This window comes from Cytobacillus oceanisediminis, from assembly GCF_003182355.1.
Lineage (GTDB): Bacteria > Bacillota > Bacilli > Bacillales > Cytobacillaceae > Cytobacillus > Cytobacillus oceanisediminis_A.
Window position 1 is genome coordinate 35,523 of record NZ_QGTW01000012.1, and the last position, 21,884, is coordinate 57,406.

The 21,884-nt window shown below is 41.0% G+C and carries 22 protein-coding genes and 1 pseudogene; 14 read left to right on the top strand and 9 right to left on the bottom strand.

Annotated elements, in window-relative coordinates; genetic code table 11:
* The first annotated feature begins 77 nt into the window (after positions 1-77).
* The 4 genes from hisC to DFO73_RS19955 are packed head-to-tail and all read left to right on the top strand — an operon-like array spanning position 78 to position 3,890.
* On the top strand, positions 78-1,172 hold the full coding sequence (gene hisC, locus DFO73_RS19940) for a histidinol-phosphate transaminase (RefSeq protein WP_110066452.1): 1,095 nt from the start codon (positions 78-80) through the stop codon (positions 1,170-1,172).
* A 5-nt stretch (positions 1,173-1,177) separates the two neighbouring features.
* Complete coding sequence (locus DFO73_RS19945; RefSeq protein WP_110066453.1) at positions 1,178-1,798, top strand: flavin reductase family protein; 621 nt, start codon at positions 1,178-1,180, stop codon at positions 1,796-1,798.
* A gap of 4 nt (positions 1,799-1,802) precedes the next feature.
* Positions 1,803-2,726: a fumarylacetoacetate hydrolase family protein gene (locus DFO73_RS19950; RefSeq protein WP_110066454.1), complete on the top strand. Its 924-nt coding sequence runs from the start codon at positions 1,803-1,805 to the stop codon at positions 2,724-2,726.
* Positions 2,727-2,735: 9 nt separating this feature from the next.
* Positions 2,736-3,890: a homogentisate 1,2-dioxygenase gene (locus tag DFO73_RS19955; protein WP_110066455.1), complete on the top strand. Its 1,155-nt coding sequence runs from the start codon at positions 2,736-2,738 to the stop codon at positions 3,888-3,890.
* 37 nt (positions 3,891-3,927) lie between these two features.
* Here the strand turns inward: DFO73_RS19955 and DFO73_RS19960 are convergent, their stop codons facing one another.
* Positions 3,928-4,782, bottom strand: coding sequence for a DegV family protein (locus DFO73_RS19960; protein WP_110066456.1), 855 nt, complete (start codon positions 4,780-4,782; stop codon positions 3,928-3,930).
* 336 nt (positions 4,783-5,118) lie between these two features.
* On the opposite strand from DFO73_RS19960, the gene DFO73_RS19965 reads away from it, so the two are divergent.
* From DFO73_RS19965 to DFO73_RS19975, 3 genes are all read left to right on the top strand, one after another.
* Positions 5,119-5,307 (top strand): hypothetical protein, encoded by a 189-nt coding sequence (locus DFO73_RS19965; protein WP_142669539.1) that lies wholly within the window; start codon positions 5,119-5,121, stop codon positions 5,305-5,307.
* A gap of 71 nt (positions 5,308-5,378) precedes the next feature.
* Positions 5,379-5,561, top strand: a complete 183-nt coding sequence (locus DFO73_RS19970) for a hypothetical protein (RefSeq protein WP_110066458.1) — start codon at positions 5,379-5,381, stop codon at positions 5,559-5,561.
* Positions 5,561-6,520 carry a DUF4139 domain-containing protein gene (locus DFO73_RS19975; RefSeq protein ID WP_110066459.1) on the top strand — a complete coding sequence of 320 codons (960 nt, stop codon included), beginning with the start codon at positions 5,561-5,563 and terminating at the stop codon, positions 6,518-6,520. Before DFO73_RS19970 ends, DFO73_RS19975 begins: the two co-directional genes overlap by 1 nt.
* A gap of 262 nt (positions 6,521-6,782) precedes the next feature.
* On the opposite strand, the gene DFO73_RS19980 is transcribed toward DFO73_RS19975, so the two are convergent.
* Together DFO73_RS19980 and DFO73_RS19985 are read right to left on the bottom strand one after the other, a co-directional pair.
* Entirely contained in the window at positions 6,783-8,342 is a 1,560-nt protein-coding gene (locus DFO73_RS19980; RefSeq protein ID WP_110066460.1) for an ABC-F family ATP-binding cassette domain-containing protein, read from the bottom strand.
* Between the two features lie 109 nt (positions 8,343-8,451).
* Positions 8,452-9,003 carry a pyridoxamine 5'-phosphate oxidase family protein gene (locus DFO73_RS19985; RefSeq protein ID WP_110066461.1) on the bottom strand — a complete coding sequence of 184 codons (552 nt, stop codon included), beginning with the start codon at positions 9,001-9,003 and terminating at the stop codon, positions 8,452-8,454.
* Positions 9,004-9,103: 100 nt separating this feature from the next.
* On the opposite strand from DFO73_RS19985, the gene pdxR reads away from it, so the two are divergent.
* Entirely contained in the window at positions 9,104-10,504 is a 1,401-nt protein-coding gene (gene pdxR, locus DFO73_RS19990) for a MocR-like pyridoxine biosynthesis transcription factor PdxR (RefSeq protein ID WP_110066462.1), read from the top strand.
* 100 nt (positions 10,505-10,604) lie between these two features.
* Here pdxR and katA read toward each other — a convergent pair whose 3' ends face one another.
* Positions 10,605-12,062 (bottom strand): catalase KatA, encoded by a 1,458-nt coding sequence (gene katA / locus DFO73_RS19995; protein ID WP_110066463.1) that lies wholly within the window; start codon positions 12,060-12,062, stop codon positions 10,605-10,607.
* A gap of 511 nt (positions 12,063-12,573) precedes the next feature.
* Here katA and DFO73_RS20005 point away from each other — a divergent pair.
* A complete protein-coding gene (locus tag DFO73_RS20005; protein WP_110066465.1) occupies positions 12,574-13,428 on the top strand; it encodes a VOC family protein in 855 nt (284 codons plus the stop codon).
* A 47-nt stretch (positions 13,429-13,475) separates the two neighbouring features.
* Here the strand turns inward: DFO73_RS20005 and arcA are convergent, their stop codons facing one another.
* Positions 13,476-14,711 carry an arginine deiminase gene (arcA, locus tag DFO73_RS20010; protein WP_110066466.1) on the bottom strand — a complete coding sequence of 412 codons (1,236 nt, stop codon included), beginning with the start codon at positions 14,709-14,711 and terminating at the stop codon, positions 13,476-13,478.
* A 408-nt stretch (positions 14,712-15,119) separates the two neighbouring features.
* Between arcA and DFO73_RS20015 the strand changes: the two genes are divergently transcribed.
* Positions 15,120-16,310, top strand: coding sequence for a glycine C-acetyltransferase (locus DFO73_RS20015; RefSeq protein ID WP_110066467.1), 1,191 nt, complete (start codon positions 15,120-15,122; stop codon positions 16,308-16,310).
* A gap of 158 nt (positions 16,311-16,468) precedes the next feature.
* Positions 16,469-17,413: an L-threonine 3-dehydrogenase gene (locus DFO73_RS20020; RefSeq protein ID WP_110066468.1), complete on the top strand. Its 945-nt coding sequence runs from the start codon at positions 16,469-16,471 to the stop codon at positions 17,411-17,413.
* Positions 17,414-17,447: 34 nt separating this feature from the next.
* Here DFO73_RS20020 and DFO73_RS20025 read toward each other — a convergent pair whose 3' ends face one another.
* Complete coding sequence (locus tag DFO73_RS20025) at positions 17,448-18,191, bottom strand: arylamine N-acetyltransferase family protein (protein ID WP_110066469.1); 744 nt, start codon at positions 18,189-18,191, stop codon at positions 17,448-17,450.
* Positions 18,192-18,408: 217 nt separating this feature from the next.
* On the opposite strand from DFO73_RS20025, the pseudogene DFO73_RS29665 reads away from it, so the two are divergent.
* Positions 18,409-18,591: pseudogene (locus tag DFO73_RS29665) on the top strand (Rdx family protein); the annotation flags it as partial.
* Positions 18,592-18,703: 112 nt separating this feature from the next.
* On the opposite strand, the gene DFO73_RS20035 reads toward DFO73_RS29665, so the two are convergent.
* On the bottom strand, positions 18,704-19,102 hold the full coding sequence (locus DFO73_RS20035) for an Hsp20/alpha crystallin family protein (RefSeq protein ID WP_110066471.1): 399 nt from the start codon (positions 19,100-19,102) through the stop codon (positions 18,704-18,706).
* A gap of 92 nt (positions 19,103-19,194) precedes the next feature.
* On the opposite strand from DFO73_RS20035, the gene selA reads away from it, so the two are divergent.
* Positions 19,195-20,598 carry an L-seryl-tRNA(Sec) selenium transferase gene (gene selA, locus DFO73_RS20040; RefSeq protein WP_110066472.1) on the top strand — a complete coding sequence of 468 codons (1,404 nt, stop codon included), beginning with the start codon at positions 19,195-19,197 and terminating at the stop codon, positions 20,596-20,598.
* Positions 20,599-20,688: 90 nt separating this feature from the next.
* On the opposite strand, the gene DFO73_RS20045 is transcribed toward selA, so the two are convergent.
* A complete protein-coding gene (locus DFO73_RS20045; protein WP_110066473.1) occupies positions 20,689-20,832 on the bottom strand; it encodes a small acid-soluble spore protein P in 144 nt (47 codons plus the stop codon).
* Positions 20,833-21,030: 198 nt separating this feature from the next.
* On the opposite strand from DFO73_RS20045, the gene DFO73_RS20050 reads away from it, so the two are divergent.
* Positions 21,031-21,288, top strand: a complete 258-nt coding sequence (locus DFO73_RS20050) for a hypothetical protein (RefSeq protein WP_026581646.1) — start codon at positions 21,031-21,033, stop codon at positions 21,286-21,288.
* A gap of 402 nt (positions 21,289-21,690) precedes the next feature.
* Here the strand turns inward: DFO73_RS20050 and sspO are convergent, their stop codons facing one another.
* Positions 21,691-21,840: a small acid-soluble spore protein O gene (sspO, locus tag DFO73_RS20055; protein WP_110066474.1), complete on the bottom strand. Its 150-nt coding sequence runs from the start codon at positions 21,838-21,840 to the stop codon at positions 21,691-21,693.
* Positions 21,841-21,884 lie beyond the last annotated feature (44 nt).

Below are 21,884 nucleotides of genomic sequence, written 5' to 3' on the forward strand. Positions count from 1 at the left end.
AAAAGGGAGATGCTTTTCTCCCTTTTTTAATAAGTGTATTAAACAATTAGTACCTTGGCGCAAAGGAGGCAAAGGCTATGGCTAAAATCCAGACGAGAAGTGCCGTCGAGAAAATTGCATCTTACCCGCTTGGCAATTCCCCGGAGGAGATTAAAGCAAAATTCAATCTAAAAGCTGTCAGGAAAATGTCTGATAATGAAAATGTGTACGGCTGTTCCACAGAGGTAAAGGATAGCATCATCAAAGCGATAAACAGCCTTTATTTTTATCCGGATGGCACTGGTTCCCTATTAATTCGCAAAATAGCGGACTTTTACAACTTAAGCGAAGACAGAATTCTGGTCAGCAACGGATCAGAAGAAATAATCCGCCTTTTGACTAGAGCATACATAAGCCCTGGCGATGAAGCTGTGATGGCGCAGCTTACCTTTCCAAGATATGAAACAAATATAGTTATTGAAGGCGGCAATGCTGTTTCCGTCCCACTCCGAAATGGAACACATGATTTGGATGCTATGTATGAAGAGATTAACAATAAAACAAAAATGGTGTTTGTCTGTAATCCCAACAATCCAACAGGTACCATTGTCGGGAATGATGAGCTTTACAGGTTCATAGGAAAAATCCCATCGGACATCCTGATCATTTTGGATGAAGCCTATTACGAATATGTTACCTCAAAGGAATATTTGGAATCTCTTCCGCTGCTCAAACAGTATCCAAATCTGATCGTCCTCAGGACTTTTTCAAAGATTTATGGCCTTGCCGGGCTTCGCGTCGGTTATGGAATAATGGACCCTGAGATTGTTAAGGAGCTTCACAAAGTGAAAGATGTTTTTAATGTGAATCATCTTGCACAGGCAGCTGCCGCCGCAGCTCTGAGTGATCAAGAATTTGTAAAAGATTGTGCGAAAAAGAATGCGGCCGAAATGGAATTTGTTTGTGAAAAACTCGCAGAGCTGAACATTGGTTTCTTTCCTTCTCAAACCAACTTTGTTTATGTTTTCAGCCAGCATCCAATAGCAGCGAGTCTCATTGCGAACGGATTGGTTGTTCGCCAAATGAAGCTTCCGGGATATGGAGACGCTTTTAGGATGACTCTTGGAACAAGAGGAGATAACAAAGCGGTTATAAACCTGATCAGTGAGCTTTTAAATAATAAGGCGGTGTAAGATTAATGGAAATTCATGCTGGAAGTCTTGAATGGAAGGACGCATATAAGTTAATGGTCGGTTCAATCCTGCCCCGTCCCATTGCGTTTGTCACAACGGTTGATGAAAGCGGCAATGTAAATGCCGCACCATTCAGCTTTTTTACAGCGATTTGTGCAGACCCGATGCTGATCTGTTTTTCTCCTATGAGAAAAGGGACGGATGGATCGAAAAAAGATACCCTTGCTAATATTGAAGCGACAAAAGAATTCGTCATCAATATTGTCAGTGAGGATTTTACCGAGAAGATGAACATTTGCGCAGCTGATTACCCTGCTGGTACAGACGAGATGGAGGCTGCCGGGCTGGCGAAAGAAAAAAGCGCTGCCGTAAAGCCGCCAAGGGTGAAGGAATCAAAAGTTCATCTGGAATGCAGCTTATATCAGGTTCTGCATTTTGGAGAACATGCCGGTTCCGGTAGCCTGGTGATTGGAAAAGTCGAACATGTGCATATTGCTGAAGAGCTTTATGAAAATGGCCGGGTCAATTCTGAAAAGCTTAAACCGGTAGGCCGTATGGCTGGACATATCTATACAAGGCCAATGTCTGATGTCTTTGAATTAATCCGAAAAACGGAGCCAAGGTGATGCTATGAAATTTATAACCTTTCAAAAACAAGATGGATCCATTAGAGCTGGTTGGCTGAAAAATAATGAGTATGCTGTGGATATGCATGAAGCCACAAGCGGAGTGCTGCCCAAAACCATGCTTGCATTTCTGGAAAATCATGCGTTTTTTATGAAGTTTTTATCAACAGGCAAAAAGCTGAAAAATACAGATAAAGGTGTATATCCGCTGTCAGAGGTGGTCTTAAAAGCCCCTCTGCCAAATCCAAAAAGCTTCCGGGATTTTTATGCATTTGAAGAGCATGTTAAAACAGCGAGAGGAAACCGCGGACTTGATATGATACCTGAATGGTATGACATTCCCGTTTTTTATTTTTCAAATCATCTCAGCATAAAGGGGCCAGAAGAAGAGATTTCCCGGCCAAAGAATTGTGAGTGGCTGGATTATGAACTGGAAATAGCATGTGTGATCGGGAAGGAAGGTATGGATATTAAAGCTTCGGAAGCAGATGATTATATTTTTGGCTACTGTATTCTGAATGACTGGAGTGCAAGGGATATTCAAAGGAAAGAGATGAAGGTTGGCCTTGGGCCTGCAAAAGGGAAGGATTTTGCAACCACGATTGGTCCTTATATTCTTACAAAAGATGAATTGGAAGATTATCGTGTTGAAAATGGCTATGACTTGCCCATGACCGCGAAGGTTAATGGCACCCTTCTATCAGAAGGAAATATGCAGGATATCTATTATTCTTTTTACGAGATGATTGAACGGGCGTCGGATGGTGTACCTTTATGCCCTGGCGAATTGATTGGCTCAGGTACAGTCGGGAGCGGCTGCATTTTGGAACTTGGCACAGATGTACACCGCTGGCTTGAGCCCGGTGATGTAGTGGAGATTGAAATAGGCTGTCTAGGTACTTTAAAAAATAAGATTGCTATAGAGTGAGGTGGAAAAATGTTTTATCGCCAAATGGGTAAAATCCCGCATAAACGCCATACAACATTCAAAAAACCTGATGGAACGCTTTTCCGGGAGCAAGTAATGGGCACCAAAGGCTTTTCCGGGACACAATCGATTCTGTATCACCACTATATGCCGACAGAAGTAGCGCGTACCGAGCTGATTGGTAAATATCTTCCCGACTATGAGGATCAGGAAAGTTTGAAGCACCGCCATCTGCTGACTGACCAAATTGAAAAAAAAGGCGATGCATTAAAGGCAAGAGAATACTTGCTGGGAAATGATGATCTATTAATAGGGATCGCTAATATTACCGAGCCCATGAAAAGCTTTTACCGGAATGGCGATGGAGATGAAATGATCTACATCCATTATGGAAGCGGAAAAGTCGAAACCATGTTTGGAACCCTAACCTATGGCCCTGGGGATTACGTGATCATTCCAATAGGTACCATTTACCGGGTCATTCCAGATGAAAATAAAACGACGAAAGTGCTGCTAGTTGAGTCTTTTAGCCAGATCACTACTCCGAGGAGATATCGCAATGAATATGGCCAGTTATTGGAACATAGTCCCTTCTGTGAGAGAGATCTCCGCGGTCCGGAAACATTGGAAACTTACGATCAAAAAGGGGAATTTGAAGTTATTACGAAAACAAGGGGATACTTGCATTCTCATATTCTCAATCATCATCCGCTAGATGTAGAAGGCTGGGATGGCTATCTTTATCCCTGGGCATTTAATATAGAAGATTTTGAACCTATTACCGGCAGGGTCCATCAGCCGCCTCCAGTCCATCAGACTTTTGAAGGGCATAATTTCGTAGTATGTTCATTTGTGCCAAGGCTTTATGACTACCATCCGGAGGCGATCCCGGCACCTTACTACCATAGCAATGTAAACAGTGATGAACTGCTCTATTATGTAGAGGGGAATTTTATGAGCCGCAAGGGAATCAAGGAAGGCTCTATAACCCTTCATCCGAGTGGAATCCCGCATGGCCCTCATCCTGGTAAAACCGAAGCGAGCATCGGAAAAAAGGAAACGTTTGAACTTGCTGTGATGATTGATACCTTTAAGCCTTTAAAACTGGTTAAGCAGGCAAAATCAATTGAAGACGAAAAGTATATGTATACATGGGTTGAATAGAAAAAAAGCACTTTCCTACACGGAAGGTGCTTTTTTATTACTTTTCATTATGCCAAATGACCGCAAGTGTGCCTTCACCCGCATGTGCAGCAATAGTGGAACTGATTTCCCCGATAAAAATGTCGAGGCGAGGAAAAACAGATTTAATCTCTTCAGCCAGTTCATTAGCTTTTTCCTGTACATTTCCATGCATAATCTGTACCTGCGGAATGGTATGTTTGCTATAGGAATCTCCCAGCAGATCAAGCATTCTTTTAATTGCTTTCTTTTCAGAACGGACTTTATCAAATAACTCAAATTCACCATCCCGGTTAATCCGGATAATCGGCTTGATCTTTAAAATGCTGCCAAGCAAATACTGTGTACCTGACATTCTCCCGCCTTTGTAAAATTGCTCAAGGCTCCCAAGCAGAATGTAATTCTCCGACTTATCGGCTTCTTTCTGCAGAATTTCAGCTATTTTACGAGAAGGCATGTCATTATTGGCCAGCATGAATCCTTTTTGGATCAGTGTTGTTATAGCAAATGACATACACTTGGAGTCCACAGGCTCAACAGGAAATCCGGCTAGCTCTGCCCCAGCAAGGCAGCTGTTGAGTGTACCGCTCAATTTGGTTGAAATATGCACAGCAACCGCTGAATCATATTCCGATTTTAGTTTTTCAAACAATTCAGCGAATCTTCCTGCAGAAGGCTGAGATGTTTTCGGTACTTCTTTTTCAGCACGGATACGGCTATAGAGCTGATCGGTTGTCAAATCCATGCCATCTTCAAAAGACTCTTCACCGAAAGTAATTGTAAGGGGGACCACATAAACATCGGGATGGTCCAGCAATTCTTGGGTTAAAAAAGCCGTGCTGTCCGTAATCCAGGCAATCTTTTTACTAGTCATTTATGAATTAGTCCTTTTTTCAATATTTTTGGTAAAAATTTAAACGTTTCCATATCTGCAAAATCACTTTATTATACACTAAGAAATCATAACCCGTATTGCTTTTTTAAGAAGCCATTTAAAGGAAATATTGGGAGCATTTAAGAAGGTGATGAAATGGCACTGTTTCTATTAAAAAGCGATATGAGAAATATGAACATTATGTGAACAAAGCACTTAAATACAATAAACCAGCTGTCCTAAATCCGTTTTCTATTAAAGATCTTGAAAGCAGCTATTTTAATTTAGGTATTCTATAAGAAGAGCTGCAGATATTTGATATGGCAGCTGCCTACTATGGAGTCATTTCTGCTTGTTGCTGGTAAAGATATACCCTATAACAAAGGCTATAAACGTGCATTTGGGACAATCATTAAAACTGGTGACCAGGAAAAAGCTGAATACTGGCTAAAACACTTATTAGCTAGAAGCAAAAATAACAGGAACTTTAAAAAGCTTGAAAAGTTAGAAGAAGAATTATTATAAAAAATTGACCCTTTTTGAAAATTTAACAGGGTAGGCTGTTACGATAATAGTTAAAGGGGAGGGGGAAAGTGATGACCTACACTTCAACAAAAGAAGAAACAAAGGGGATGGCTTTAACCATTTATAATGGAGGGTTTGCGCTTGTAAGAGAGGATCGTTCGGTCAACAGCAATGAAGGTATTGATCACATTCAATACATGGACGTAGCTGAAAAAATGGCATTGTTCTGGAACATGCAGAAACGAAAGAGATAATGATTAATCCTAAGGGCGAAATCATTTTGCCAAAGCTGCCCCGCGGTTTGCTTGTCCGGCCAGCCCTTGTTTGGAAGGTAAAACCAGGACCTGTGAAAGATATGACAGTATCTTATCTGACAAAGGGGATATCCTGGGATGCCAATTATGTAATGGAATTGACAGACCAAGGCTTTCAACTGGCAGGATGGGTGAAAATCGAAAACCATTCCGGTGCGGCTTATGAAGATGCACAGATAAAAGTGATTGCTGGAGAGGTTAACCGGATAGAGGACAACTGGAGGATCGAAGAAGATGACATGAATTTGTACACCAATACAGAAAAAGCTTCCCCGGAATTTACGGAAAAGAGCTTTGCCGATTACCATCTATACAAACTGGAAAGGCTGGCCACTTTGAAAAATAATCAGACCAAGCAAATTAACTTTCTTCAAGTTGAAAAGGCTAATTTAAAAAGATACTATGAATGCACCAAATGGTCTGAGGATGTTAAGATATTAATAGAATTTGAAAACAGCCAGGAAAATAGGCTTGGCCTTCCACTGCCTAAAGGAAAAGTTAAGGTTTATCAGAAAGGCAGCGAAGACAGCTCACTCGAATTCATCGGTGAAGATTCAATTAGCCACACTTCTAAAAACGAAAAGGTAAACCTCCAGCTTGGTACAGCTTTTGATATCAAATGTACTCATATTGAAAAGAACAGCTACCGACAAGGAAGATATGAATATAAGGAGCATAAATACATCATCCGGAACCATAAAGAAGAAGAAGCACTTATTAGGATTAGCCATTATATTCATGAACCAAATTGGGAAATTATTGAGAGCAGCTACCAATATACAAAGGCAAGCAGCTCGGAGGTTGTCTTCTGGTTTCATGCTGATCCTGACAGCTTTGAAGAAGTAACATTTACGTATCGTGTCGATAGAGGCTTACATGTAAAAGTGGAAAAAGAATAGAATTTATAAGGCCTCATCCTTTTGGTGCGGCTTTTTTGCATTTTTGAAGCAAAGATGCAGAAAACCAATAAAATTTCTAAAATAACGATCTAATTAGCAATAATTTTCCTGATAAAATGCGGGTATTCAAATTTATCGGCCAATTTTACAAGTTTATCGGCCTAAATCAGGGATTTAACGGCCAAACAGCCCAATTTATCGGCCTAAATCATGGATTTATCAGCCAAACAAAAATCCCCTGCAAGGCAGGGGATCATCTTATTTAATTAGGATTAAGCTGCTGTGACCATTCTTCGACATTCCAAACCTTTGTTACCCAATCTTCATAGAAATCCGGTTCGTGGCATACGAGTACAATTGTGCCTTTATAGGCTTTCAGTGCACGCTTTAATTCTTCTTTTGCAACCACATCAAGGTGGTTAGTCGGCTCATCGAATAACAGCCAGTTGCTTTCATTCATTAGAAGCTTGCAGAGGCGGACTTTAGCCTGCTCTCCTCCGCTTAGCTGGTTCATCGGACGCGAAATATGTTCGTTTTTCAAACCGCATTTTGCCAGAGCAGCACGAACCTGATGCTGATCCAATCCCGGGAATTCACTCCAAACGTCATCGATCGGCGTAATGTTTTCGGCTTTTACTTCCTGTTCAAAGTAAGAAGGGTATAGGAAGTCACCTTGTTCAACCTTGCCGCTGATTGGCTTGATTTTGCCCAGCATTGTTTTTAACAGAGTCGATTTCCCGACACCATTGCAGCCGACAATGGCAATCTTTTCCCCGCGCTCAATGGTCATTGACATTTTTGGCAATAAGGCATGTGAATACCCAATTTCAACATCTTCGCCCTGGAAAACGTACCGGCTGCTGCCGCGTGATTCTTTGAATTCGAACGTCGGTTTCATCGCTGTTTCAGGACGATCAATTCTTTCCATGCGATCAAGCTGCTTTTGACGGCTTTTCGCACGGCCAGTCGTTGAGTAACGAGCTTTGTTTTTGGCAATGAAATCTTCCTGCTTTTTTATGAATTCTTTCTGTTTTTCATAAGCATTGATATGCTGGTTCTTATTAATTTCCGCCAGCTCCAGGAATTTATCATAGCTTGCCGTATAGCGGGTTAGTTTTGAAAATTCCAAGTGGAAAATAGTGTTTGATACCTGGTTCATGAATTCAGTATCATGGGAAATCAGCATAAAGGCATAAGGATACTCTTTTAGATAGTTTGTCAGCCAGCGGATATGCTCGACATCCAAATAGTTGGTCGGCTCATCCAGCAGCAATACCTGCGGCTGCTCCAAAAGAAGTTTGGCCAAGAGTACCTTTGTACGCTGTCCTCCGCTAAGTGCTGCAACATCACGGTCAAGCCCGATCGCATCAAGGCCAAGTCCCCGCGCCGCTTCTTCAATTTTAATATCAAGGGAATAGAATCCGCCCGCATCAAGGCGGTCCTGTATCTCACCCATTTTTTCAAGAAGATCTTCCAGTTCTTCCGGAGTGGCATCGGCCATTTTTGCTGTTACTTCATTTAATTCTTTTTCCTGTTCAAAAAGAGGAAGAAAAGCGTCCTTAAGGACATCTCGCATCGTTTTGCCAGGTGTAAGTACAGTATGCTGGTCAAGATATCCATATTCTACGGTTGGCGTCCACTCGACACGGCCGGAATCATGGATAAGCTGTCCCGTGATAATATTCATAAGAGTTGATTTTCCAACCCCATTGGCTCCTACAAGTCCTACATGATCTTCTGCCAGCAGACGGAACGAAACATCTTTGAAAAGTGTCCGGTCACCGAATGTATGGCTCAATTTATCTACAGTTAATAAACTCATTGTTTTTAATCCTCACTTTGTCCATAAATAATCCATCTCTACATGATACTAGATTTTTATCAGTTAGACTAGACGGAAACCGCTGGAGGGAGGGGGAATTTTTACGAGATCATGTATCCATATCAGAAAGCGCAGTCCTGCCCGGAAAAAATCTTGTGTTTTCATTCAGTTCATTTTTTTTAGCAGTTACAGTTTCGGGAACTATTTTAAAAACTGCTGTCTTACTCCCCAGTGAAGAACGGTATTTTTCAATATGCGTGCTTGGAAGCTTATTCGAATAATACCCGGGCACATATTTATCCAGCATGCTCTGCATAGCTGCTGTTGCTTCAGCCAGATCTTCAACTCTTTCTGTTTTTCCAAAAACCATGACGCTCATATAGGCTGTGTCTGTTTTGGCCGGGACCGGATTTGACATGGTTCCAAGCTCCTCGCATACGGTGAAGCAGGCCTGCTGGTTTTTTGCCATTATATCAATCTTTCTTCCTTCAGAAGCACCGTGAAAATAAATAAAACCGTTATGCCAGGTGAAGTTTAAAGGGATGACATAGGGAAAACCATCATCCGATAAACCTAAGTGACCAATCTTAACCTTTGATAAAAACGCTTCTATCCTTATTTTATCCTTCCACTCCATCGTTTGTTGTCTCATTGAATACATCCGATTTCCTCCTTAGATATGGTAAAATCATTTTAAAAAAGCTTTGACCTGATTAACAGTGACAGTTTTAATTTTTTTATAAGGGTCAGATGGAGGAACAATGGAGATTACGCCATATTTTGATAAAAATAAGAGAGATCCGATATATTCACAGCTATCTTCCTATATTAAAAGAGAAATCGAGAGCGGCCGTTTATCACCAGGCTCCAGGCTTCCATCGATCCGTTACCTTTCAAAATATTTAAAAGTAAGCAAGAATACGATAGAAGAAGCTTATCAGCAGCTCATTGCAGAGGGATATGCAGAAAGCCGGCCTAAAAGCGGAATTTTCGTTTTGCCAACAGAAGAAGTTCTAAAACCTAAACAGCCGCTGGCTATAGAGTTAATGAACTCCAAAGAACAGCCTAAGGAAACTTTTAAATATGATTTTCAGTATGGAGATATTGATATTCCCAGTTTTCCGATGAAAAAATGGAGGAAGTATTTAAATGAAACCCTTGATTCATTGGATAGTGCCTGCTTTAAATATGGGGATAAGCAAGGGGATGCAGAGTTACGAAAACAGATAGCTTTATATTTATATAGAAGCAGAGGTGTAGATTGCGGGCAAAAGCAAATAGTAATTACATCGGGTACGCAGCAATCAATAAGTATGCTGATTCATCTCTTATGTCTCAGAAATGAAAAGATAGGTTTCGAAGATCCCGGTTATGATGGGGTCCGATCGGTCTTTTCCTATGAAAATTGCAAAATTAGGCCCATCTCTTTGCATGAGGATGGTATTGATATAGAGACTTTGCCAATTGATACAAAGGCTGTTTATGTTACGCCATCCCACCAATTTCCGATGGGCATGATCCTTTCGATTCAAAAGAGAAAAAAGCTGCTGAATTGGGCGTACCAATCTGGGGGGTATATTATTGAGGATGATTATGATGGAGAATTCCGCTATCAGGGTATGCCAATCCCTCCATTAAAAGTTTTGGATGAAGGAGAAAAGGTTATATATCTGGGCACTTTTTCGAAATGCTTTCTTCCATCTGCCAGGCTGAGTTATATGGTACTTCCGCCTGAGTTGGCTGTTAAATACAAGAAAGAAAACCAGCTGTACCATCAAAACGTTCCTTCTATTATTCAGAAGGCGGCAAGCCGGTTTATGGCTTCCGGAGAATTTGAACGCCATATCCGAAAAATGCGGAAAATTTATCATGGCAAACATAGGGTCCTTCTTTCTAGCATTGAAAATCACATGGGGAATAAAGTTGAAATTATCGGAGAGAAGGCAGGACTGCATATTTTGCTTAAGGTGAAAAATCGCAAAGATGTTGAACTTATTGAGGCAGCAGGGTTAAATGGAGTAAAGGTTTATTCTGCGTCAGCATATCTTTTGAACAACGATGTAATTACTGAGGATGCAACAATTATGCTGGGGTTTGGCGGATTATCATTAGAGGACATTGAAAGTGGAATAAGACTTTTGCATGAAGCGTGGTTTATTTGAGAAAAAAGGCATCCATTGGTACTCAATGGATGCCTTTTTAAATGATAATTAGAGAATGAAAATGAGAATAGGAGGGAATTTTCCCCAATATTTTGATCTGTTATTTTACGCCTTGTGGTACAGCCAGGCCGAGTCCTTTGGCAATTCGTGTACCGTATTCAGGGTCTGCTTTATAGAAGTGCTGAATCTGGCGCAGTTTGATTTCTTCTTTTTCCACTGGCTTCATAGCTGCCACAATGTTTGCTACAAGGCGGGAGCGTTCTTCTTCGCTCATTAAGCGGTATAAGTCACCCGCCTGCGTATAGTGGTCATTATGATCATATGCCACGCTTTCTGCCAACCCGGAAACAGGGTAGGCTGCCTGCTTATGCTCCGGTGCTTCTGTTGGACCTCCAAAGCTGTTTGGCTCGTAGTATACAGACCCTCCGCCGTTGTTATCAAAACGCATTTGGCCATCACGCTGATAGTTCTTAACCTCGTTCCGAGGGCGGTTAATTGGAAGCATTTGATGGTTCGCTCCTACGCGGTAACGATGTGCATCATGGTATGCAAATAGGCGTCCCTGAAGCATTTTGTCAGGCGATACATCAATACCCGGTACTAATGTTCCAGGCGAGAAGGTTGCCTGCTCCACTTCTGCAAAGTAGTTTTCAGGGTTTTTATTCAGAACCATGCGGCCTACTTCGATTAATGGGTAGTCCTTTTGTGACCAAACTTTTGTTACATCGAATGGATCGAAACGGTAAGTGTTCGCATCTTCTAATGGCATAATCTGCACACATAGTTTCCATGATGGGAAGTCTCCATTTTCAATCGCATTAAATAAATCCTCTGTATGATAATCAGGGTTTTCTCCAGCCATTTTAGCTGCAGCTTCAACACTAAGATTTTTAACGCCCTGCTCTGTTTTAAAGTGGTATTTTACCCAAACACCTTCTCCTTCAGCGTTAACCCACTTAAATGTATGGCTTCCGAAACCATGCATATGTCTAAGTGTTGCAGGAATGCCCCGGTCCGACATTAAGATGGTTACCTGATGCAAAGATTCAGGTGAAAGAGACCAGAAATCCCATACTGCTGTCGGGTTTTTCAGGTGTGTTTTAGGGTCGCGTTTTTGTGTATGGATGAAGTCAGGGAACTTGATTGCATCGCGAATAAAGAATACAGGTGTGTTGTTTCCAACAAGGTCATAATTTCCTTCTTCTGTATAAAACTTAACCGCAAAACCTCGCGGGTCACGGACTGTATCAGCTGATCCAAGCTCTCCTGCCACAGTGGAAAAGCGGATAAACATAGGAGTGCGTTTTCCTACTTCAGATAAAAAGGCTGCTTTTGTATATTTTGTGAGGTCATTAGTTACTTCAAAATAGCCGTGGGCGCCAGCACCTTTGGCGTGGACAACTCGCTCAGGTACACGTTCTCTGTTAAAGTGGGCCAGCTTTTCAAGCAAATGTACATCCTGGATTAAGGTTGGCCCGCGTGAGCCGGCAGTCAATGAATTTTGGTTATCGCCTACAGGTGCGCCCCAGCTAGTAGTAAGGTTGTTGTTTTTCGTCATTCTTTAATCACCTCATAAATAGTTTAATAGGTTACTTACAAAAATAATGATAACACTTCTCAATATAAAATCAATACTTTTTTATAATAATTATAAATAAAAATAAATTATTAAGAAGAATTTTTTATAAATAAAGTGGAAAAGTTATTAAAAGGTGCTTGTTTTAATGGACATTAGTATATTTATATTTAGGTTATTCTTTAAAAGAACTGCTTTTAAAAATTTGGCTTTGTTAAAGCTCAAAGTTGATTTTGGCACTTTGTGGATTAGAGCGGAAAGTGCGAGATACTCGAAAATGCATCCGCATTTCCTTTGTGCGGTGTTTACTCAGGATACTTATTCAAAGTCCTGCGGGAGTGAGGATCAAAGGGAGACCCTGCAGGCTTAACGCTTGAGGAGGCTCCCTGATCGCCCGTGGTTTGCTGAGCACCTAGAGCGGAAATCAACAGGCAAATTTAATAGAGCCAAAAATTTAGAACAATACCATTTAATTTGTGAGGTGGAAAGGTAAATGAGTTTTCATGAAAGTCCGATTACTTTTGTCAGCCATACTGGGTTATTGGTTAAGGACCTGGAAAGATGTAAATCTTTTTATAGGGATATCTTGGGATTAAAGCTTTTAAAGGGAACAGAAAGCAAAGCTGATTTTAGTGCTGATGGAGAAAAACCTCTTATAACAATTGAAAAAGCGGGGGAGGTTGTACCAAAAAAGGCGGGAGCTCCTGGTCTTTATCATATGGCACTGCTTCTGCCTGATCGGTCTGACTTGGCAAGGTTTCTTCGTCATATGCTTAAAAGCGATTATCCGCTTCAGGGAGCATCAGACCATTATGTCAGTGAAGCCATTTATTTAGCGGATCCAGAGGGGAATGGCATTGAAGTATATATTGATCGCCCTGCAGAAACGTGGCAATGGAACCAAGGTGAAGTTCACATGACAACGGAACCTTTAGATGCGAACGGTTTATTAACTGTAGGAAATGATAAAGATTGGGAAGGGATGCCTGCAGGTACGGTTATGGGCCATATCCACCTGCAGGTTATCGAATTAAAAGAAACAGAGAAATTTTACTGTAAAGGCCTGGGGTTTGATCTTGTGAACCGATATGGCAGCAAGGCCATCTTTGTCTCCAGCGGGGGATACCACCATCATATTGGCCTTAATACATGGCAAAGCAGGGGGGGAGAACCAGCCGAAGATAACACACCGGGCCTAAATAATTTTACCCTCATTCTGCGGGATGAGGCTGAAAGAGGCACTACTCTGCAAAGATTAAAAGAAATGGGTACAACTATAGAAAAAACGATCGGTGGGATATTTGTCCAAGACCCGTCAGGCAATAGAATTAAACTCGCAACTGCTTAAGAGTCATTCGACAAAATTCGGGTGGTACCTGGTACCACCCGAATTTTTTAGCTTATATTTTCCCGCAATATTGGCATGCTCATGCATCTTGGGCCGCCGCGGCCTCTTGATAGCTCCGAGCTTAGGATTTCGATGACTTCCACGCCGTTTTGGCGGAGGATGTCGTTGGATACGTAGTTGCGATCATAGGTGACGACCACGCCAGGTGCAATCGCGAGCGTGTTGGAGCCATCATTCCATTGTTCCCTTGCCGATGCGATTGGACAGCCCCCTCCGCATGGAATTAATACGATCTCATCAAGATTCAATACTTCTTTTAGCGTTTCTGTAAGAGAGTTTTTTTCTGTGATTTTCAGCTGACCAAAATTATTTTCCTGTTCCAGTATGTAAATCTTCATACTGCCGTCACTGTCCTCAATAGCAGGATGGTAGGTAAATTTATCGTAATCAATCATAGTAAACACAGTATCGAGGTGCATAAATGCCCTGATTTTCGGTATTTCAACTGCGACAACTTTTTTTATGGATTCCTGGCGGCGAAATAATTCGTGCGCAAGCTTTTCAATGCCCTGTGCGGATGTTCTCGCACTTACTCCAATTGCAACAACCTCATCACTAAGGACAAGTTCATCCCCGCCTTCCAGCGAATAAATATCATCCCGTTTAAAATATGTTGGTATTTCATGTCTTTTAAAACGGGGATGATGATTCATGATATAGTCCATAAATATGGATTCTCTTCTTCTTGCCGGTTCATGCATGCGATTAATGGTGATGCCCTCTCCAATAACTGCCGCGGGATCCCTTGTAAAATATAGATTTGGCATTGGATCCAAATAAAATGGATAGTGATCCGGCATCAGCTCATGAAGGTGGACTTTCTTCTCCTGTTCAATATCAGATTTCACAACACCAGCCATTACTTTGCTGACTAATTCATAGGCAGGAAGAGATAGCAAGTATTCCTTCACAGTTTCATATGATCCATTAATATTTGACTGGCTTTCCAATAAAACTTTTTCAATAAAAGAAAGACGAACTTCTTCCTTTTGAATAGCTTCTGTCATAAGCTTATCGAGATACAAAACCTCAATCCCCCGATTGCTTAAAATGTTTGCAAAATAATCATGTTCTTTTTGGATTGCAGGCAAAAATGGAATATCATCAAATAATAGCCTTTTTAAATATTGGGGAGTAAGATTTTCAATTTCTTTCCCCGGTCTATGCAGAAGAACCGTTTTAAGCTCTCCAATTTCCGATGTGACATTTAATGGGTGTTTCATTCTATAACCTCCATAGGCTTTAAGCCTGACCAAATTTTACTATGTAGAATTGGTTCCCTTGGATTTGATAGAGTAAACAGCTCAACTTTGTGTATATTTATTCACCATAAAGAAAATGGGTTTTGGAGTTCAAAAAATTAATTGTATATATAATATGAAAACAATACTTTTAACAGGTTATGAAACACTTTTGGATTAAAGGGACAAACTAATAAAACGGGGTACCCATTGAAGAGGAAATTATAAAATTGTGTCCTCCATAAGTGTACAAATTCAAAAAATGTGATAAAGTAATGAATGAGAAACCTTTACATAGCCTTATCTAATCAGTAAATTCAATGTCCGCTCTGGGAATACAATTGTTTATGAGTTAGCGACATTTATTAAAAATGTATAGGGGGATTTTAGATGACAAGCAAAACTTTAGATTCTTTTTTAAATGAAAACCTTGAGGATTTGAAAGGAAGAGGACTTTATAATGTGATTGACCCTCTTGAAAGTCCAAATGGGCCTATTATTAAAATCAACGGCAGAGAGCTAATCAACCTTTCCTCTAATAACTATTTGGGATTGGCCACAGACGAAAGGCTCAAGAAGATTGCGATCGAAGCAGTTGAAAAGTATGGAGTGGGAGCAGGTGCGGTCCGGACAATCAATGGAACACTTGAGCTGCATACAAAGCTTGAAGAAAAGCTTGCCCAGTTTAAACATACAGAGGCAGCTATCGCTTACCAGTCAGGGTTCAATTGCAACATGGCCGCGATTTCCGCGGTTATGGACAAAAACGATGCCATTCTTTCTGACGAATTAAACCATGCTTCCATTATTGACGGCTGCCGCCTTTCCAAAGCAAAAATTATCCGGGTAAACCATTCAGATATGGACGACCTAAGAGCAAAAGCGAAAGAAGCCAAGGAATCCGGCCAATACAACAAAATCATGGTCATCACTGATGGTGTCTTCTCAATGGATGGAGATATTGCAAAGCTTCCAGAGATTGTGGAAATTGCTGAAGAATTTGATCTAATCACTTATGTAGACGATGCACATGGTTCTGGTGTTCTTGGAAAAGGCGCAGGAACGGTTAAGCATTTTGGACTTTCTGATAAAATTGATTTCCAAATCGGGACACTTTCAAAGGCAATCGGTGTTGTCGGAGGATATGTGGCCGGCAAGAAGGATTTAATTGATTGGCTGAAAGTAAGCAGCAGGCCATTCTTATTCTCAACATCGCTTACACCTGCGGATGTAGCTGCCAGCATAAAATCCATTGAACTATTAATGGAAAGTACGGAGCTGAATGAAAAGCTTTGGGAAAACGCCAACTATTTAAAAGATGGTTTAAAGAAATTAGGATTTGATATCGGTGACAGCGAAACACCAATCACTCCTTGCATAATTGGGGATGAGGTTAAAACCCAGGAATTCAGCAAAAAGCTTAACGAAGAAGGTGTATATGCGAAGTCAATCGTCTTCCCAACAGTACCTCGGGGAACAGGCCGCGTGAGAAATATGCCGTCTGCAGCACATACGAAAGAGATGCTTGATAACGCAATTTCTATTTATGAAAAAGCAGGCAAAGAAATGGGCATTATTTAAGCTTGGTTTATTGATAAATCCGCTGTGTTAAAACTCAATTTTGATTTCAGCAACCTGTGGATTGAGCGGAAATCAACAGGCAAGTTTAACAGAACTAATAAAACAAAACACTTCTAAATAAAGCTTTATAGGCAAAGAGGAAAAGTTGGAGGAAAACAATGAAACGAATTATGATTACAGGTGCTTTAGGGCAAATCGGCTCTGAACTTACCTTAAAATTAAGAGACATCTATGGAACAGATAATGTTATTGCTACTGATATCAGAAAAAATGAGTCAGAAGCTGCCCAATCAGGCCCTTTTGAAATGGTTGACGTGACCGATGCAAAAACCATGCTTGAAATAGCAAAAAAATATGATATTGATTCAGTCATCCATATGGCTGCTCTTTTATCTGCCACGGCTGAAGCCAATCCAGTATTTGCATGGAATTTGAACATGGGCGGACTGATGAATGCCCTGGAAACAGCGAGAGAATGCAAAGCACAATTCTTTACGCCAAGTTCCATTGGCGCATTCGGACCTTCAACGCCAAAAGACAATACACCACAGGATACCATCCACCGGCCGACTACCATGTATGGTGTAAACAAAGTGGCAGGCGAATTGTTATCAGATTATTATTACAACAAATTCGGTGTAGATACGAGAGGATTGCGTTTCCCTGGCTTAATCTCTTACGTTACTCCTCCAGGGGGCGGAACAACGGATTACGCTGTTGAAATCTATTATGAAGCCATTAAAAATGGCCGTTACACCTCCTATATCAATAAAGGCACCTATATGGATATGATGTATATGCCGGATGCTTTAAATGCGATTGTAGACTTAATGGAAGCGGACGCTGATAATTTGAGTCACCGAAATTCCTTTAACGTGACAGCAATGAGCTTTGAACCGGAGCAGATTGCCGCGGAAATCCGCAAGCATATCCCTAATTTTGAGATTACTTACGATGTTGATCCTGTCCGCCAGGCGATTGCTGACAGCTGGCCAAATTCGATTGACTCATCAGCAGCAAAAGAAGAGTGGGGCTTCAAAGCAGAATATGATCTGGCAAAAATGACAGCAGACATGCTGGATAAGCTAAAGACAAAATTATAAAGAACACAAAAGGACAGCCCATAAAGCTGTCCTTTCATATTTTGATATGAAATTGCTTCTGCAGATATTCGTGTATTTCACTCTCATTTAATTCTAATTTCTCTTTCTGTCCATTTACAGATTTCGTGACAATATGTCCCGCGAGAGTGATGCGGCCATTTTTGGTTGCAATCGTAGCAAGATCGCCATGAGTGAAATTTGATTCCGGTGAGGTTTGATTAAAGATGCAAGCTTCAGTAAAGTCTTTGAGCTGTTTAGGCTTATCGGAAAAACGGTAAAGGATTTTCCACTTTTCATTCTCCAGCCTTTCAAGGTCAAAAATACCCTTCCCGATCTCTTTTATCCTGTAAGATCCGCTTACATCTGACTTTTCTTCACCGGATAAAGGCATAGGCTGGCGGACAGAATCTCCAAAACCAACATCCACCAAGTAAGGAAAATGATTTATCGAAACGAGAATGGCCGCATGTGAATCTGCTCTAACCCAGCCATCCGGCTTTTTTACGGTGCAGGATATTAAATGGGCTTGGAACCCGAGCTCTGACAGCAGGAGTTGGAAGAGACCATTTAATTCATAACAAAAGCCGCCTCGTTTCCGTACCATAATTTTTTCATAAAAAGAATCAGCGTCAAGCTCGATAGGAACCTTTCTAGTTACATCCAGGTTTTCAAAAGGGATACTCTCCATATGGCTTTGCTGCAGTTGAGTCAGATACTTTAAATCCGGCTTATTATCTGCTGGTACAGATAAACGGTTTAGGTATTCCTGTATTTTCATAAAATCACCTCATTATTACGCAGTACATGTTTATATTGCTTTATTTTCAAAGTAATGGCAAGCTTTGCCTGCTCTAAAAATTACGATTTGCACTGAAAAGCTGTTTGTACTAAAATGTCAATATATTTACATTTTTAGCAACTATACATACGGGGGAATTAACATGAAGACATTTGAAGTAACTGTTGAATTTTGTATGATGTGAAACTACGCGCCAAAAGCCGCGAGTTTCGCGGAGGAACTTTTTTCTCATTTCCGTTCTGATATTGTAAAAATGGAGCTTATTCCTAGCTCAGGCGGAGCGTTTGAGGTGACAGTTAATGGTGAAAAGCTTTATTCCAAACTGGATACAGGTGTATTTCCAAAATCAAAAAATATTATAGAACAAATGCAGGGTTAACTCGTAAAAAACCTTCTCCAATCAGGAGGAGGTTTTTTACCGGCCTATTGAGACCATAATAATATTATGTAAACATGATTATAAAAATAGGCATACTCACACTTACCCTCAATCAAGGAATCGTTATATTTCTATTACAGCCAGGCCCAGCTTCGTTTTTGGCAATAAAAATCTCCAGGATTCCATTCGAAAAGGCGGCTGTTACTCTTTTATTAATCACCTTAAAAGGCAATTCTACCTTCCGCATACAGGGTTGACCACTTTTTCCCAAGGGAAGTTCCCTTTTAACAGCTTTTATGAAGACCTTATTTTCTTTTAAGGAAACGGTTACATCTTTCTGATCACAGCCGATCAATAAAGCTTCTATGATGATTTCGTTCTGTGTCTCAAATAAATCAATGCGAAAAGTCAGCTGATCCAGATAGGATGTGAGAGGATCAAGGAAAAAATTCTCCATCCATTTCTCCATTTCGCTTATATTAAAGGAGTGCAAATCTTCCTTTTTATTCATTCCATTACCCCCTTGCTTCTTTCTATAGTATTCATTCCATGCTAATTAGTGAAAAATGGTATAATAAACAGGCTAGTGTTGGAGGGATACTTTTGAAAAAAATACTTAGAAACATACCATCTGTACATGAATTGCAAAAGGAAGACAGGTTCAATGAGCTTATGGCCCAGAATGGGCTGGATTTTATACATATGACAAACATCCTAAAAGATGTTATTTCGGATATTAGACAGGAAATATTGGGTGCCCGCTGGGAGAATGATGATCCGGGTATGAAGGGATTCATGGAAACACTTTTTCAAAGGGTAGAGGAAGCGATCCAATATCGTTATGCCTACACGCTAAAAAGGGTAATTAATGCAACAGGAACGATCCTGCACACCAATCTTGGACGCGCCCGTCTAAGCAGTAAGGCTGCCGCACACATGCTTGAAACAGCCATAAATTATTCCAATTTGGAATATAAACTGGCGGAAGGTGAACGCGGTTCGAGGCATAGCCATGTTGAAGGCCTTTTAAAGGAGTTAACAGGCGCGGAAGCCGCCATGGTTGTTAATAATAACGCTGCGGCAGTTTATTTTATCTTAAAAGCCCTTGCAGCTGATAAAGAAGTTATTGTATCCAGAGGCCAGCTTGTAGAAATTGGCGGATCCTTCAGGATATCAAGTATTATGGAAGAAAGCGGTGCAAAGCTTGCCGAAGTCGGAACCACAAACAAGACTCATTTGTCAGATTATGAAAAAGCCATAAACGAAGAAACTGCGATGATTCTAAAAGTTCATACGAGCAATTTTAAAATTATCGGATTTACAAAAGAAGTTGATACAGAAGAGCTTACTGACTTATCGAAAGAAAGGAATATTATTTTTTACGAAGATCTTGGCAGCGGAGCCCTTTTGGATTTTAAAAGCAGGGGAATCGGAGACGAGCCGGCAGTCAGCGAGGTCATCAAATTGGGAGCTGACATTGTATCGTTTAGCGGCGACAAACTGCTGGGAGGCCCGCAGGCTGGGATTATAGCCGGCAAAAAGGATTTAATCAATAAATTAAAGAAGCATCAGCTTGCCCGAGTGCTGCGTGTGGACAAAATGACGCTTGCAGCCCTTGAAGGGACACTTCTTGATTATTTAAAAGGCGAGGCTGGCCTGAAAAGTATTCCTGTTGTTCGGGATGTACTGACAACCAGGGAAGAACTTAAAAAGCGAACAGAACATTTCATTCATAAACTGGAAAAGCTCTCGGAAAATTATCATTTTTCAATGCAGGAAAGTGCAGGACAAGTAGGCGGGGGGACAATGCCTGATGTGAAGCTGCCTTCCTGGATTGCTGTCCTGAAGCATAAACAATACTCAGCTGAGCATGTAGGCCGGCAGTTAAGAACGGGCTTCACTCCTTCGATTATTGTCAGGATTCATAAAGAAGAAATACTAATCGATCTGCGCACGGTTACTGTAGAAGAAGAGGAGAACATTTTAAACGCATTATCTTCCATATAAAGAAACTGCAGCTGCCGCTAAAAACGGCAGCTGTTTTATAATTAGGCTCTGCATAAGAAATGACCTTTAACACAGCCCATATTAAAAAAATTACATATCATGATGGGAATTATGCTTTTGTCTTGTATGGTTGCGGTTTTTCACTTTTTTGGATCCGCTTAAAGGCTCAGGCTGGCCTTGATTGTGGCCTTTAGGCGCATTCTTTCTCATGTCTTTGCCATTGTTTTTGTTCATCTCAATCCCTCCTCATGATTAAAGAAATAAGGTGAATTTCACCTGTATTTCTAGTGTTAGTTTGGCTTTTTTTTCGATAAAATTGCCTTGCAAAATGTGGCTATAATTGAACATTTGCTCCTAAACCACTTTGCGGAATATTTTTATCGGCTAATGCGCAATTTAATGGTACAAATTTTTATTAGGAGTGAACAAGGTATGCCATACCATAAAGATAAACAGCAAGCATTCCAGGCAGCACAGCAGGGAATGGAAGACGCACAGGAGCTATATGCTGAGATTGTTAAAGATTCAGCCAGCTATGGCCACCAGCTTAAACATCTTAAGCAGGAAGTAAATGAAGCATATGCGCAAATTGAAAATGCATTGGAAGTTGCCTCTGAACACCAGCGTGCACAGCTGGAACGATTTCAACAGGACTTAAAGTCCATGGTGGATGATGTAAATCAGTATTAAAAGCAGGCTTTAAAGGAAATAAAATGGAGAACCCGGCTACCTCTTAGCCGGGTTTTATTATTAACTGAAAGTATAAATTCTGAACTTTGATAACTGTCTAGCCCGGTACCCTGTCTACCCGACGTGCTTCCCTCACCTCTCCTGCCACGACGCACAGGATGTGCTAGTAAGGCGAGGCGCATAGAGCGTGCGCGTTTCCGAGCGTTATAAGTCAACATCGAATCACTATTGTTCTTCATGTTTCCTTTATCTCATAAAAGGAACTCAGACAAAAAGCGCCACGTCCTCCCAAAAGCTGTCGCTTTTGGTCGTGCGATGTATCGCTGCCGTAGCATTCCTTGTCCTGCGGGCCTCAGTCCATCACGCTCCGCCGATGGGCAAGGGCGCCAAAGCTTTTCTATATTACTGGTTTTTCTTCCGCTTTTTATTATTTTGTTTTTGCGCTTCGGTTAATGGCTCATTGGAGAATTCTTCATTGTATCCAGTCCCCATGCCTTGCCCCTTAGCTGCATTCATGCCCTCAATGATATGATTTGCTTTTCGTTTAGCCATAGAAAATCACCTCCGTAGGAGGTATTTTTCCTTGGATTATGACA